The 13,921-nt window shown below is 62.7% G+C and carries 12 protein-coding genes; 4 read left to right on the top strand and 8 right to left on the bottom strand.

Going from position 1 to position 13,921, the window contains the following annotated elements; genetic code table 11:
• Position 1 precedes the first annotated feature (1 nt).
• The 7 genes from AC19YX_RS16905 to AC19YX_RS16875 form a co-directional block, all read right to left on the bottom strand.
• On the bottom strand, positions 2–1,066 hold the full coding sequence (locus AC19YX_RS16905) for an imelysin family protein (protein ID WP_020298610.1): 1,065 nt from the start codon (positions 1,064–1,066) through the stop codon (positions 2–4).
• Between the two features lie 31 nt (positions 1,067–1,097).
• Entirely contained in the window at positions 1,098–2,525 is a 1,428-nt protein-coding gene (locus AC19YX_RS16900) for a di-heme oxidoreductase family protein (protein WP_500606638.1), read from the bottom strand.
• Positions 2,526–2,703: 178 nt separating this feature from the next.
• Positions 2,704–4,047, bottom strand: a complete 1,344-nt coding sequence (locus tag AC19YX_RS16895; protein ID WP_078471907.1) for an imelysin family protein — start codon at positions 4,045–4,047, stop codon at positions 2,704–2,706.
• A 160-nt stretch (positions 4,048–4,207) separates the two neighbouring features.
• Positions 4,208–6,259, bottom strand: coding sequence for a putative bifunctional diguanylate cyclase/phosphodiesterase (locus AC19YX_RS16890; RefSeq protein WP_020298613.1), 2,052 nt, complete (start codon positions 6,257–6,259; stop codon positions 4,208–4,210).
• Positions 6,260–6,563: 304 nt separating this feature from the next.
• Positions 6,564–7,160 carry a superoxide dismutase gene (locus AC19YX_RS16885; protein ID WP_078471905.1) on the bottom strand — a complete coding sequence of 199 codons (597 nt, stop codon included), beginning with the start codon at positions 7,158–7,160 and terminating at the stop codon, positions 6,564–6,566.
• Between the two features lie 176 nt (positions 7,161–7,336).
• Positions 7,337–7,939 carry a LysE/ArgO family amino acid transporter gene (locus AC19YX_RS16880; protein WP_500606637.1) on the bottom strand — a complete coding sequence of 201 codons (603 nt, stop codon included), beginning with the start codon at positions 7,937–7,939 and terminating at the stop codon, positions 7,337–7,339.
• Positions 7,940–7,944: 5 nt separating this feature from the next.
• Entirely contained in the window at positions 7,945–8,346 is a 402-nt protein-coding gene (locus AC19YX_RS16875) for an ACT domain-containing protein (RefSeq protein WP_500606636.1), read from the bottom strand.
• Between the two features lie 96 nt (positions 8,347–8,442).
• Between AC19YX_RS16875 and AC19YX_RS16870 the strand changes: the two genes are divergently transcribed.
• The 4 genes from AC19YX_RS16870 (at position 8,443) to AC19YX_RS16855 (ending at position 12,343) form a co-directional block, all read left to right on the top strand.
• On the top strand, positions 8,443–9,342 hold the full coding sequence (locus AC19YX_RS16870) for a LysR family transcriptional regulator ArgP (protein ID WP_078471903.1): 900 nt from the start codon (positions 8,443–8,445) through the stop codon (positions 9,340–9,342).
• A gap of 93 nt (positions 9,343–9,435) precedes the next feature.
• On the top strand, positions 9,436–10,428 hold the full coding sequence (locus tag AC19YX_RS16865) for an NAD-dependent epimerase/dehydratase family protein (protein WP_201127595.1): 993 nt from the start codon (positions 9,436–9,438) through the stop codon (positions 10,426–10,428).
• Positions 10,429–10,533: 105 nt separating this feature from the next.
• On the top strand, positions 10,534–11,373 hold the full coding sequence (locus AC19YX_RS16860) for an ATPase (protein ID WP_500606635.1): 840 nt from the start codon (positions 10,534–10,536) through the stop codon (positions 11,371–11,373).
• Positions 11,374–11,497: 124 nt separating this feature from the next.
• A complete protein-coding gene (locus AC19YX_RS16855; protein ID WP_078471900.1) occupies positions 11,498–12,343 on the top strand; it encodes a cache domain-containing protein in 846 nt (281 codons plus the stop codon).
• 21 nt (positions 12,344–12,364) lie between these two features.
• Here the strand turns inward: AC19YX_RS16855 and AC19YX_RS16850 are convergent, their stop codons facing one another.
• Positions 12,365–13,882, bottom strand: a complete 1,518-nt coding sequence (locus tag AC19YX_RS16850) for an MDR family MFS transporter (protein WP_500606634.1) — start codon at positions 13,880–13,882, stop codon at positions 12,365–12,367.
• Between the last annotated feature and the right edge of the window lie 39 nt (positions 13,883–13,921).

The raw sequence follows: 13,921 nt of genomic DNA, 5'->3' as shown, positions 1-13,921 counted from the left end.
ATCAGTCACCGTCGTTGGCGTTGAAGCCCAGTTGGATGCCCAGCGCCTTGGCCAGTTCGCCTTCGTGCAGGCGGTGGACCACGTTGAGGCTGTCGTAGATATCGTTGAGTTGCTGGCGGCCGGCATCGTCGCTGAGCATTTCGCTGAGGGAACGCTGGCTGCTGGCGAACAGTTTCAGGGACGCGGCGTAGGCGGCATCAATCTTGTCGGCCAGCGGCTTTTGCTCAGCCGGCAGCAGGCCACGCAGGCCCTTGTTGTCGACCCCGGCCCAGACCGTCTGCGCCGCGCTCAGGCTGGCTTCCAGGCTCTGCAGGGACGACTGGCTGCGCCAGGCATCAGCCTGGAACGGCTGAGGGATGCCCTTGCTCTGGCGGCCCATCGGCGTGCCGAGCTTTTTCTTCAAAGTGTCCAGGGCCGTGACCTGGACCCGCAGCAGATCGGCGATCGCTTCATGGGAATCGGCGTAGCGCTGGTTGGGGAACTTGCTCATCTGCGCCAGCATGCCGTCGTTGCTGTTCCAGCTCGACAGGATCTCTTCGGCCAGGGTTTTCTGACGTTCGCCGATGGCGGTCAGCAAAGGGCAGTAGCGGGCTTTCTGCTCGCTGTTGGCCATGTCGATCTTGCTGTCGAACAGGATGTACTCATAGGCCGACAAGCCTTGTACCACCACGCTGGACTTGGCCAGCGCCGCTGCATCGATCTGCGGGTTGGCGGTGACCAGTTGCTCGACCTGGCGCCCCACCAGGTTTTTCTTGTCCGGCCAGAACTGCACCTGCCACGAGCGATTGCCCTCGGCCAGCGGCCCGATCAGCAGCGGTTGCAACTCGGCCCAGGCTTTTTGCGCGTGAAGAAAGTCGGCACGGGCGGTGTCGAGGTTTTCCTTGCCTTCGCAGAACGCCAGGGCGCTGACCGCCAGTTGACGATCGGCTTCGACCCAACGGCTGTAGGTCGGCAGGATCACCTGCTTGGCGATGGCTGCGGAGGTCACGGCCTGCGGGTCCTGCGGCGAGCAGGCGCCGAGGGCGAGGGCGGCAAGGCTGGTAAACAGCAATTTGGGACGAAACATGGTCGGGCTCCCTTTTTTAATGGAGAAAAGCTTATAGAGAATTCAGGAATGCCAGCAACGCTGCACGCTGTTCGGCATTGAAAGATAAAACCTGTTGCTGCGCCGCTTGGGCTTCGCCGCCATGCCAGAGCACGGCTTCGAGCAGGTTGCGGGCGCGGCCGTCATGCAGGAACTGGGTGTGACCGCTGACCGTCTGGGTGAGGCCGACGCCCCACAGTGGCGGTGTACGCCAGTCCCGGCCGCCGGCCAGAAACTCGGTACGGTGGTCGGCCAGGCCTTCGCCCATGTCATGCAGCAGCAAGTCGCTGTAGGGGCGGATCACCTGGTTGGCCAGTTCGGGCTCGGCGGCATTGGCCGCCGTGGTGTAGCTGGGGGTGTGACAGGACTGGCAACCGGCCTGGAAGAACAGATTCTTGCCGGCCAGGACCTGCGGCGAGCCGACATCGCGGCGGGCCGGAACGGCCAGGTTGCGGCTGTAGAACAGCACCAGGCGCAGGATGTTGTCGCTGACTTCCGGCTCACCGTCGGGGCCGTTGCCAGTGGGGGCTTGTTTGCAGGCGGTCTGGGTGTCGGTGCAGTCATCGAATGGTCTCAGGCTGGTGGTCAGGCCCATATCACCAGAAAACGCGTGAACATTTTGTTGATTGAGGTTGGGTTGCCCGGCTTTCCAGCCAAAACGCCCGAGCACGGTTTTGTGCAGGGCATCGTCCCAGACCTGATTGGGGCGGCCGGCGATGCCGTTTTTGGCGCTGGCCTGGGCTTGGGCATTGGCCAGGATCGCCGCCTCGGGGATGGCCTCCAGCAGGCCGAGGCCGATCATCGGTGGTGCCACGCGGGCCGAGAATCGGGTGTCCGGGTGCATCGGCCCATAGCCCAACTGAGTCAGCAGCAACCTTGGCTTGCGCAACTCGACCTCGGTGCCGTCCTTGAACCGCACACTGACCGGGTCGTACTCCACGCGCACTTTGCCTTCCGGGGCCACGCCGGGGATGGCCATGTCCTGGAACTGCCCGCCATACACCGGCTCCGGCACGATACCGACCTGTTCGATGAGCTTGGCGTAGGCCGGGTCGTTGGGGATCGACAGGCGCACCAGCATCGACACCGCGTTGGCGGCATCTGGCGTGGGCGGATGGCCGCGGCCGTCCTTGATGTGGCAGTTCTGGCAAGCGTTGGTGTTGAACAGCGGGCCAAGGCCATCGCGGGCCGTGGTGGTGGACGGAGCGATCACCCAGGGGCTGCGGAAAAAGCTGTTGCCGACGCTGAAGTCCAGGCGCCGCGTGGGCGACAGGTTGGCCGAGGGCAGGGAGAAGGCGTTCTGATCGGTCTTGCGTACCGTGGCCGCGCCGCCTGAGCGGGCTTCGCCAGGTTCGGCCTTGGTGAAACGCGGGGCGTCATCGCAGGCACTCAGGCTCAGGGCCATGAATAGCGCAGACCAGCGAAGCAGCGACAAGGGCATCGGACATCCTGCAAGACGAGCAAAACAAGGGCGCAAAGTCTAACAGGGCGACGAAATTTGAATAAGAGGAATTATCGTTTGGTTTGACCCAGGACAAGCTGGGCGGGGTCTGCCAGCCATTGCGTGGGGCAGGCAATAAAAAGGCGACCCGAAGGTCGCCTTTTTTATACAGCGCGGATCAGAACTCGTGATCGGCGTTGTCCGGGTTCAGGTCGCTGATCCCCAGTTTGCCGGCGGCCTGTTCGATCGAACCGGTCTGCTTGACCAGGGCGGCGATGGCGTCGCGCACAATCTTGTTGCCCGCGTCGTTGCCGGCCGCGATCAGTTGGTCGTAGTGCTCGCCTTTGTTGGCGTGATCGACCATCAGCTGGATCTTGGCTTCGGTGTCGGCCAGGTCGGCCTTGAGCGCGGTGTCGGCGGCCGGGTCGGCTTTTGCCACCAGGGAAGACAGGCTCGCGCCGGTCAGCTTGGTGCCGTCGGTGCGGGTGTACTCGCCCAGGTAGACGTTGCGGATGCCCTTGGCGTTGTAGAAGTGCGAATTGTGGGTGTTGTCGCTGAAGCAGTCCTGCTCGTCTTCAGGGGAGTTGGCTTCCAAGGAAACCTTCATGCGCTCGCCCGCCAGTTCGCCGAGGGACAGGCTGCCCATGCCGAAGAGCATTTTGCGCAGGCCGGTTTCAGCCGGTTCTGCTTCCAGGGTGGCGCGGTAGTTGTCGGCCACGTTCGGCTTCCAGTTGCCGACCATTTCTTCGAGGTCGCTGACCAGCAGGTCGGTTACGGCCTTGAGGTAGGCACGACGACGATCGTTGTGGCCACCGGTGGCGCCGGCGCCTTCCAGGTAGTCCGAGGCTGGACGATTGCCGGCGCCTGGACCGGTGCCGTTGAGGTCCTGGCCCCAGAGCAGGAATTCGATAGCGTGGTAGCCGGTGGCGACGTTGGCTTCGGAACCGCCCAGCTCATTGAGGCTGGCGAGTTTTTCCGGAGTGATGTCTTTCACGTCGACCTTGTCTTCGCCGACCTGGACTTCAGTGTTGGCGATGATGTTGGCGGTGGCGCCCGGGTTGCCCAGCGCGTGCTCGTAGCTCTTGTCGACGTAGTCGATCAGGCCTTCGTCCAGGGGCCAGGCGTTCACCTGACCTTCCCAGTCGTCGATGATGGTGTTGCCGAAGCGGAACACTTCGCTCTGGGTGTAGGGCACGCGGGCGGCGATCCAGGCAGTCTTGGCGGCGGCCAGGGTGTCGGCGTTCGGCTTGGCGAGGAAGGCGTCGACTGCGGTTTGCAGGTTCTTCGCGGTGGATTCGGCATCGCTGAACACGGCGAAGACCAGGTCGGCGTAGTGCGCGACAACGGCCTTGGCTGCGGCTTCGTCGACCTTGCCGGCGCTGGCGTCTGCCGCAGGAGTGGCAGTGCTGGTGGCTGGGGTCGGCGCTTGAGGCGCGGCGGCCTTGTCTTTGCCTTCGCCACAACCGGCGAGGGAAATAGCGATGGCCAACAGACTGGCGGTAGCCAGAGGCATACGAATCATGGCGAACATCCTGCTTCGAGAGGGGTGGACAGGCGCGGGGGCGCGCAAAACTGCCACATAATGCGAAAGATTTGCATTATGTGTAAAGGGTTGCTCTTGGAAATATTTCTTATTCGCGGGACGGTTGCGCTGGATCAAGCCCCGTTGCGCGGTTGCCCGCTCAGAGGATCGCCGCGTTGCTGCGCTGGGCTTGTTTCAGGTAGGCGCTCAACTCCCGGGCCGGCAGGGGCTTGCTGTAGTGATAGCCCTGACCTTCATGGCAGCCTTCGGAGATGATGTAGGCCTCTTGCTCGGCGGTTTCCACACCCTCGGCAATCACCTGCATGCCCAGGCTTTTACCCAACTGGATGATCGCCCGCACGATGGTTGCATCGTCATCGTCATCCAGCAGGTCCTGAACGAAGCTCTTGTCGATCTTGATCTTGTCCAGAGGCAGGCTCTTGAGATAGCTCAATGAGGAGTATCCGGTGCCGAAGTCGTCGATGGCGATCAGTGCGCCGGAGCGGCGCAGGCTCAGCAGATGCTGGGCGGCGGTGCTGATGTCTTCCATCAGGCCGGTCTCGGTGACTTCCAGCTCCAGGCTGCGCGGTGGCAGGCGATAGATCTGCAGCAGGTTGTTGACCACCCGCGGCAGCTCGGCGTGGTGCAGTTGTACCGTGGACAGATTGACCGCCATGCGCAGGTCGCTGAAACCCATGTCGTGCCACTCGCGCAGTTGCCGGCAGGCCTGGTCCAGCACCCATTCGCCGATGGCGATGATGGTGCCGTTCTGTTCGGCCAGAGGAATGAACAGGTCCGGTGGCACCAGGCCGTGCTCCGGGTGCTGCCAGCGAATCAATGCCTCGACCCCGACCACGCGGTGATCGCGGTAGCTGATCTGCGGTTGATAGACCAGATAGAACTGTTCGCGCACCAGGGCTTCGCGCAGGTCTTTTTCCAGCTCGCGACGGCGGCGCATCTCGCTGTCGACGCTGGCGATATAGAACTGATAACGGTTGCGCGACCGAGTCTTGGCCAGGGTCATGGTCTGCTCGGCTTTTTGCAGCAGCTTCTCGGTGCTGTCGCCGTCTTCGGGAAACAGGGTGATGCCGATGGTGGCGCGCAGGCGTATTTCCTGATGATCGAGGGCGAATGCCGCTTCCAGATCGTCGAGGATGCTCTGGGCCAGTTCCGCGGCTTCATAGGGTTGTTCGATATCGGCCTGGACCAGGGCGAACTGGTCGCCGCCCAGGCGAGCGAGGGCGCCGAGGCGACCACTGTGGCCACGCAGGCGGTCGGCCAGGGCCAGCAGCAGCTGGTCGCCGGTCTGGTAGCTGAACTGTTCGTTGATGCCCTTGAAGTCATCCAGGCCGACACACAGCACCGCGACTCGGCGTTGCAGGCGCCCGGCGTCCACCAGGATCTTGTCCAGTTGCTGCTGCAATTGCTGGCGGTTGGGCAGGCCGGTCAGGAAGTCGTATTGGGCCATGCGCAACAGGCTGTTTTCCGCTTCGTGGCGCAGGTGGGTATTGCGTTCGATGGAGGCCAGCAACTGGTTGGCGGTGTTGATCCAGATCCCCAGTTCGTTTTTCTCGTGGCCCTTGAGCAGTGGAATCTGGTGTTCGCTGGGACGGTCCGGGTTGATGGTGGTCAGGTGCTCGATGATGCGCGACAGCGGCTTGGTCAGCAGCCAGTGATACACCAGGTACAGCACCAGGCCCATGGCCAGGGCACGCAGGACGCCGGAAATGAAAATGATCACCGAACTGACAATGAAGCCCTTGCCGTAGGTGGCGGTGTCGAGGGTGATGCTCAGGTCGCCGTAATATTCGCTGTAGGGGCCGCGACCTACCAACTGCGTGGTAAAGGTGCGCTCCTGGCCGAGGATCAGGTCGGTGAGCCAGCGACTGGGGGATTGCTGCAGCTCACGGCTTTTTTCCGCGAGCATGGTTTCGTTGGGATGGCCGATGGAGGCCATGCGCACGGCATCGTCCTGAAACAGCCCTTCAATGACCTGCATCCCCATTTCCCGGTCCAGGCTGTAGACCGCCTGGGTCGATGGGTCGCGAAACATGTCGAGAATGCGCTGGGCATCGTTGGCCACCGCCTGCCGAGTCTTGTAGGCGTCGAAGACAATTTGCGCGCAGCTCAAGACTACGCCCACGATCAGTGCCGACAGCAGCACAACCCGGAGCAACTTCACCGACAAGCTGTTTTTGAGTTCCAGCTTCAAAGGGCTATTCCTTGTTCCGTGCGCGTAGCGTCAAGTTGCCATGAGTATTGGCAATCCCGTGTTGGCAGTCAAAGAGACAATCGTGCTCAGGATATTTCGCCGGTAGGCTTGGCCGGAATGCACTGATTAGGAGCATTTTGGCCCATTGATAATGTGTCGGTAGCGAGGCCCTGCAACTTGAGGGGCAGGTCATATTTTTTACTGAGTAGATGTTAGCGCGCCATCGCTTTGGGGCAAGACATATCCCAGGCTACGGACGAAAAAAGCCCGGCAATGCCGGGCTTTTTTCTACTGCAAAACGCGCTTAGGCAACGAAGTTCTTGCCTTCGAATTGCTCAGCGACGAATTTCCAGTTGACCAGGTTCCAGAACGCTTCGACGTACTTCGGACGCACGTTGCGGTAATCGATGTAGTAAGCGTGTTCCCAGACATCGCAGGTCAGCAGCGGGGTGTCGCCGCTGGTCAGCGGGTTGCCGGCGCCGATGGTGCTGGCCAGGGCCAGGGAACCGTCAGCCTTTTTCACCAGCCAGCCCCAACCGGAACCGAAGGTGCCGACGGACGTCTTGGTGAACTCTTCTTTGAACTTGTCGAACGAACCGAAAGCCGCGTTGATGGCTTCAGCCAGGGCACCGGTAGGTTGGCCGCCGGCGTTTGGCGCCAGGCAGTTCCAGTAGAAAGTGTGGTTCCAGACCTGAGCGGCGTTGTTGAAGATACCGCCCGAGGAAGTCTTGACGATTTCTTCCAGGGTCTTGCCTTCGAACTCGGTGCCTGGCACCAGGTTGTTCAGGTTCACGACGTAGGTGTTGTGGTGCTTGTCGTGGTGGAATTCCAAGGTTTCCTTGGAGATGTGCGGCTGCAGGGCATCGTGTGCGTAGGGCAGCGGCGGCAATTCGAAAGCCATGATGATTCTCCTAATCAGGTCAGTTGCGGTGAGCGCAAGGCCGATCACGGGCGGCCAAACAAGCGCCGGGGAGTTTGTACTCTTTGCGGCGCAGGGGCTGGATCATAGCACCGGGGGTGCGGCAAAACCACGCAACAACTGTGTGGGATAGAGGTTCCAGAGCCTTTTGGAATAAGTCAGCCGGTGCTGATCAATTGCCACGCGACGCTGAACATCATGACCGCTACCAGCAGGTCGAGAATCCGCCAGGTGCTCGGCCGCGCGAGCCACGGAGCGAGCCACGCCGCGCCCAGGGCCAGGGTGAAAAACCACAGCAGCGAGGCACTGGCGGCACCGACCACGTAGGCCCCAGGCTCAGTTTGCTGCGCCCCCAGGGAGCCGATCAGCAGCACCGTGTCGAGGTAGACGTGGGGGTTGAGCAGGGTCACCGCCAGGGCGCTGAGCAGCACTGCGCGCAGGGAGCGTACGGCCTGGTTTTCGCCCTGTTGCAGGCTTTGTTTCGAGCAGGCGCGGCGCAGGGCCTGGCTGCCGTACCAAATCAGGAACACCGCGCCGCCCCAGCGCGCCACGGCCAGCAGGGTCGGGTTCTGGGCCAGCACAGTGGCCAGGCCGAAGACGCCGGCCGCAACCAGTAACGCATCGCAGGTCACGCACAGCGCCGCCACCGGCAGGTGATGCTCGCGCCGCAGGCTCTGCGCCAGGACAAAGGCGTTCTGGGTGCCGATCGCCATGATCAGCCCCGCGGCGACCAGCAGGCCGTTGATATAGCTTTGCCACATAGTCCTTACTCCTGGCCCGCGGTCAGTTGCTGCAATACATCCATGGCCCGCCCGGCATCTTCCAGGCCGACAAACAGGTGGTCGTGGTAATAGCCGGCCATCACGTTGCAGCTGATACCGGCCTGGCCCAGGGCACCGGAGAAGGCGGCGGTCAGGCCGACGGCCTGCAATGCCGAATGCACGTTGAGGGTGATCCAGGCAGCGACATAGTCGAAGCCAAGGCCCAGGCGTTCGGCCTGTGCGCGTTCGAGAATGACAGTCAGGCCTTCCTGTTCGCGAAAGCTGCCCACCGCTTCACAGCCCTGAAGCTGGCTGGCGTCGGCGATGCAGCAGAATACGTATTCGCCGGCATTGAGCTGCGGGCTCATGCTGCGCAGCAACGTGGCGAGGTTGGTGTCACCGGCCATGAAAGAAGTCCTTGATCGAAGAGACATGCTGGCTATTCTCCGGTTCAAGGTTGTATAAGAAAAACCAATATTACTGATCGCTCATTAGGAAAACTGATGTTCGACTACAAATTGCTCTCGGCCCTGGCCGCTGTGGTCGAGCAGGCGGGGTTCGAACGCGCGGCCCAGGTGCTGGGGCTGTCGCAATCGGCCATCTCCCAGCGCATCAAATTGCTGGAGGCCCGGGTCGGGCAGCCGGTGCTGGTGCGGGCCACGCCGCCGGCGCCGACGGAGATCGGCCGGCGCCTGCTTAACCATGTGCAGCAGGTGCGTCTGCTCGAACGCGACCTGCAGAGCCTGGTGCCGGCGCTGGATGAAGAAGGCCTGCCGGAGCGCCTGCGCATCGCCCTCAATGCCGACAGCCTGGCCACCTGGTGGGCCGAGGCGGTGGGGGATTTCTGTGCTGAACAGCACCTGCTGCTGGACCTGGTGGTCGAAGACCAGACCGTCGGCCTCAAGCGCATGCGCGCCGGGGAAGTGGCGGCTTGTGTCTGTGCCAGCGAGCGGCCGGTGGCCGGTGCGCGCAGCCTGCTGTTGGGCGCCATGCGTTATCGCGCCCTGGCCAGCCCGGCCTTTATCCAGCGCCATTTCCCCCAGGGCGTGCGCGCCGAGCAATTGGCCCGCACCCCGGCATTGGTGTTCGGCCCGGATGACTTTCTGCAGCATCGCTACCTCGCGTCGCTCGGGGTCAATGGCGGGTTCGAGCACCATTTGTGCCCGTCTTCGGAGGGGTTTATCCGTCTTACGGAGGCTGGCCTGGGCTGGGGCCTGGTGCCGGAACTGCAAGTACGCGAACAGCTGGCACGCGGCCAATTGCTGGAGCTGCTGCCAGATAAGCCGATCGATGTGCCGCTGTACTGGCATCATTGGCGCAATGGCGGGCAATTGCTGGGGTTGCTGACTGAGCATCTGGCGCGTTCCTCTGCGCAATGGTTGGTGCCCTGGGTGCAGCCGTAAGCGTCAAGCTGCAAGCGACACGTGATGTGCTTGCGTGAAGATTTAACGTGCAGCCCGTGGCTTGAAGCGCGCACTGCATTTCTAGGAGAAGTCATGAAAATTTTGGTCACCGGCGCAAGCGGCTTCATTGGCGGGCGCTTTGCGCGGTTCGCCCTTGAGCAAGGCCTGGATGTACGGGTCAACGGGCGCCGGGCCGAAGCGGTCGAGCATTTGCTGCGCCGCGGAGCCGAGTTCATCCAGGGCGACTTGAGCGATGCCGGCCTGGTACGCAACCTGTGCCGTGATGTCGACGCGGTGGTCCACTGCGCCGGCGCGGTGGGTTTGTGGGGGCGTTATCAGGACTTCCACCAGGGCAATGTGCTGGTCACCGAAAACGTGGTCGAGGCCTGCCTCAAGCAAAATGTGCGGCGCCTGGTGCACCTGTCGTCGCCGTCGATCTACTTCGACGGCCGCGACCACCTGGGCCTGACTGAAGAACAAGTGCCCAAGCGCTTCAAGCATCCCTATGCCGCGACCAAGTACCTGGCCGAGCAGAAAGTCTTCGGCGCCCAGGAGTTCGGGCTGGAAGTCCTGGCACTGCGCCCGCGCTTCGTCACCGGCGCCGGGGACATGAGCATTTTTCCGCGACTGTTGAAGATGCAACGCAAGGGGCGGCTGGCGATTGTCGGCAATGGCCTGAACAAGGTCGACTTCACCAGCGTGCAAAACCTCAATGAAGCCCTGTTCAGCAGTCTGCTGGCTGCCGGCTCGGCCCTGGGCAAGGCCTACAACATCAGTAACGGCGCCCCGGTGCCGGTGTGGGATGTCATCAACTATGTGATGCGCCAGATGGAAGTGCCGCAGGTCACGCGCTACCGCTCCTACGGCCTGGCCTACAGCCTGGCAGCGCTCAATGAGGGGGCGTGCAAGCTGTGGCCCGGCCGCCCCGAGCCGACCCTGTCGCGCCTGGGGATGCAGGTGATGAACAAGAACTTCACCCTCGACATCAGCCGGGCCCGGCATTATCTGGACTACGAGCCCAAGGTCAGCCTGTGGACCGCCCTCGACGAATTCTGCGGTTGGTGGAAGGCTCAGGACATACGCTGAAAACAAACACTGAACCGAGTTTGCACTTCGGGGTCGATCAGTGCGGCGAATTAGCGGTTTATACTCGCTCACCCAGCCATTACTGCGGTTCACAAAGGTTGACCCATGCGTAACGATGCCAACGACGACTTCGATGATGTTCCCAGCCTGCGCGCCGACCCTCTCGATGACGATGATTTCCCGACTACCACCGCTGCCCGCGAGCGCACCGCCGTGCATTCGCGCAGTACGCCGGTGGTCAAGGTCAAGGGGCCGAGCACCGGGCCACTGTGGGCGCTGGTCGGGGCATTGTTCTTTGCCTTTATCGGCCTGGCCTGGTGGAGTTTCCAGCAGATTTCGCTGATGGAGCAGCAACTGGTGGCAACCCAGGAAAGCTTTGCTCGCATCAGTGAGGAGGCAGCGGGGCGTTTGCAGGATATTTCCGGCAAAGTGGTGGCCAGCCAGTCCAACGTCAACAGCGACAGCGAGGCGTTGAAGCTGCAGATCAAGCAGCTCGAAAGCAAGTTGCTGGATCAAGGCAAGCAGCAGCAAGGCGTTGCCGGACAAGCCACCGACCTCGACAAACGCCTGGCCCAGATGAGCGCCCAGACCACCGAACAGCAGGCCGCCAACACCCAGTTGCAGGCTCAGGTCAAAGCCTTGAGCGCCGAGTTGGCGACCCTCAAGGGCGGCCAGGGCGATGCCGGCAAGCTCGATGCTCAGCTCAAGAGCCTGGCGGCTGACGTCGCTGCACTGAAAAAACAGGGCAACCCGAGCGCCGCCGTGGAGCGCCTGGAGCAGGACATGATCGTGCTCAAGAGCCAGCAGGATAACCATCCGGCACCGGCACAAGGGGCGACCAATACCGCTGAGTTCGACGCCTTCCGGGGTCAGGTCACGCGCAACATCAACACCCTGCAAAGCCAGATCCAGAACCTGCAACAGCAGATCAGCGCCCGTCCCTGATCGAACCCCAGCCTTCCTGCGCCAGGCGTGGGAAGGCTCCTCCTGCCCCCCGTTGACTGAATACTCGACCATAGCCCGTTGCCGTCTACGCTCTTGAAACACCAACAAGAACGAGGGATGGGCAATGAAGGCTTTGCTGAAAGGTTCCTGGCTGTACGGTTTGTTGATGCTCTTTGGCAGTGTCGCCCTGGCGGCCGCACCAGACGCAGATGAAGGAGCAGCGGCCAGGGCCTTGCTGGAAAAAGCCGTGGCTTATTATCAGCAGCAGGGTGACAAGGCGTTTGCCGCGTTCAGCCGTCAGGGCGATTTTGTCGACAAGGACCGCTATGTGTTCGTGGTCGACACCCACGGCGTGATGCTCGCCAGCGGAGGCCCATCGGCGGCGCTGATCGGTCGTGATGTGTCCGAGGTGCTTGGGCCGGACCTGAAAAAAGCTTTCAAGGATGTGCTCAAGACCCCGAGCGAGGGCGTCCAGGAAGCCGAGTACCGCTGGCAGAACTGGGCCGATGGCAAGGTCGAGCGCAAGCGGGTGTTTTTCCAACGGGTCGGCGAGCGCATTCTGGCGGTCGGCTATTACCTGCCCCGGGCGTCGGCCGATCAGGCCAGGGCGCTGCTGGACAAGGCGGCCACCGCACTTGGCAGCGATCAGAAACAAACCCTCAACGCCATCAACTCACTCAAGGGCGGTTTTCTGCAGGACGACCTGTATGTCTTTGTCGTCGACCTCAAGACCCATCGCTACGTGGCCCACGGCACCAACCTGCGCTTGATCAATACCGACTTTGGCAAGATCCGCGACCCCGAGGGCAAGCCGGTGGGCGAGCCGATCCTGGCCCTGATGGCCAAGCAGGATCAGGGGGAATATGAGTACCGCTGGAAAAACCCGGTAACCGGCAAGGTCGAAGACAAACACGCGTACCTGCGCAAGGTCGGCGACCTGCTGGTGGCGGTCGGTTATTACAGTCCGTGAGACCCTGAACCCTGGCGCGGCCTAGCGCACGGCGTCTTCGCGGCCGCGCAGGAGCATGTTGGGCATGGCCAGAGCCGCTGCCAGCCCCAGCAGCGACACCGCCGCGCTGACCATCAGCAGATGGCGGAAGGTCAGCAGCAACTCGGCGCGCAAGGCGTCCTGCGCAGGACCGGGCGCAGCATTCAGACTGTCGAGCAAGGCGTTGCCCGAGCTGCCTTCGACCAGCAGTGCCGCGCCCGACAGGTGAACCAGGCCGGAGTGTTGCAGCAAGGTCAGCAGCAGCGCCGACATCAGTGCCACCCCGACAGCTCCGCCGAGGGAACGGAACAGGTTGGTGGTGCTGGTGGCCACGCCTATGTCCCCTTGCTCCACCGCATTCTGGGTGCCCACCAGCGAGGTGGGGAACTGCATGCCACCGGCAATCCCGCACAACAGCATGAACAGGCTGCTCAGCAGCACCGCCTGGGGCGGGCTGAAGGCCATGCCGAGGATCGCGATCGGCATCAATAGCGCGCCGCCGAGGATCATCGGTTTGTAGCGCCCGGTCACCGAGGTCCGGCGCCCGGCGCAATAAGCCCCCATCGGCAAGCCCATGGCCAGTGGCAGCAGGTGCAGCGCAGCGCTGTCGGCCCCGGCGCCGGTGACACTCTGGAACCGCAGCGGCATCAGCACAATCAGGGAAATGGCCTGGAAGTTGTTGAAAAAGATCGTGCACCAGCACAGCACCGCGTTGCGGTTGGCGAACAGGTGCATCGGCAGCAATGGCTCGCGGGCCCTGCGTTCGTGCCAGACAAACAGCGCCAGGGCGACCACGGCGATACCGAGCAGGCCAAGGACTTGGTTGCTGCGCCAGGCGTGGCCCTGGCCGATCTCGGTGATGCCCAGCAGCAGGGCGGTCAGGCCGATGATCATCAACAGCGTGCCGAGGTAATCGATGATCGGCTTGCGTTGCGGCAGGGGCAGCCCGACCAGGGTGCGATGGGCCACCAGCCAGGCACCCAGGCCCAGGGGCAGGTTGATCAGGAACACCCAGCGCCATGACAGGTACTCGGTCATGTAGCCGCCGAGCACCGGCCCGGCGACGCTGGCCACCGCATACATGCCGCTGAAGTAACCCTGGTAGCGCCCGCGCTCACGGGGGGCAACGATATCGCCGATGATCGCCTGGCTCACCGAAATCATCCCACCGGCGCCGATGCCCTGGAAAATCCGCGCCAGCACCAGTTGTTCCATGCTTTGCGCCATGCCGCAGAACAGCGAGGCCAGGGTAAACAGGCCCATGCCGAACAGCATCAGTTTGCGTCGGCCATAGAGGTCGCCGAGCTTGCCGTAGATCGGCACGGCCACGGTCATCGCCACCATGTAGCCGGAAATGACCCACGCCAGCAGGCTGACATCCTTGAACTGCGCGGAAATAGCCGGCATGGAAACAGCGACGATGGTCTGGTCCAGTGCGCCAAGGAAAATCGCCAGCATCAGGGCGATCAGCACACTGCGTATGGCCGGGGTGGCCTGGCCGGGCGGGGGAAGCTGGGTCACGAAAAAACCTGCGGGCAGTAATGGACCCGCAGGGTGCAA

This window comes from Pseudomonas sp. MF09150 (assembly GCF_059862355.1).
Note: the sequence above shows the minus strand (reverse complement) of the source record. Positions and strands in the feature narration are given on the sequence as shown.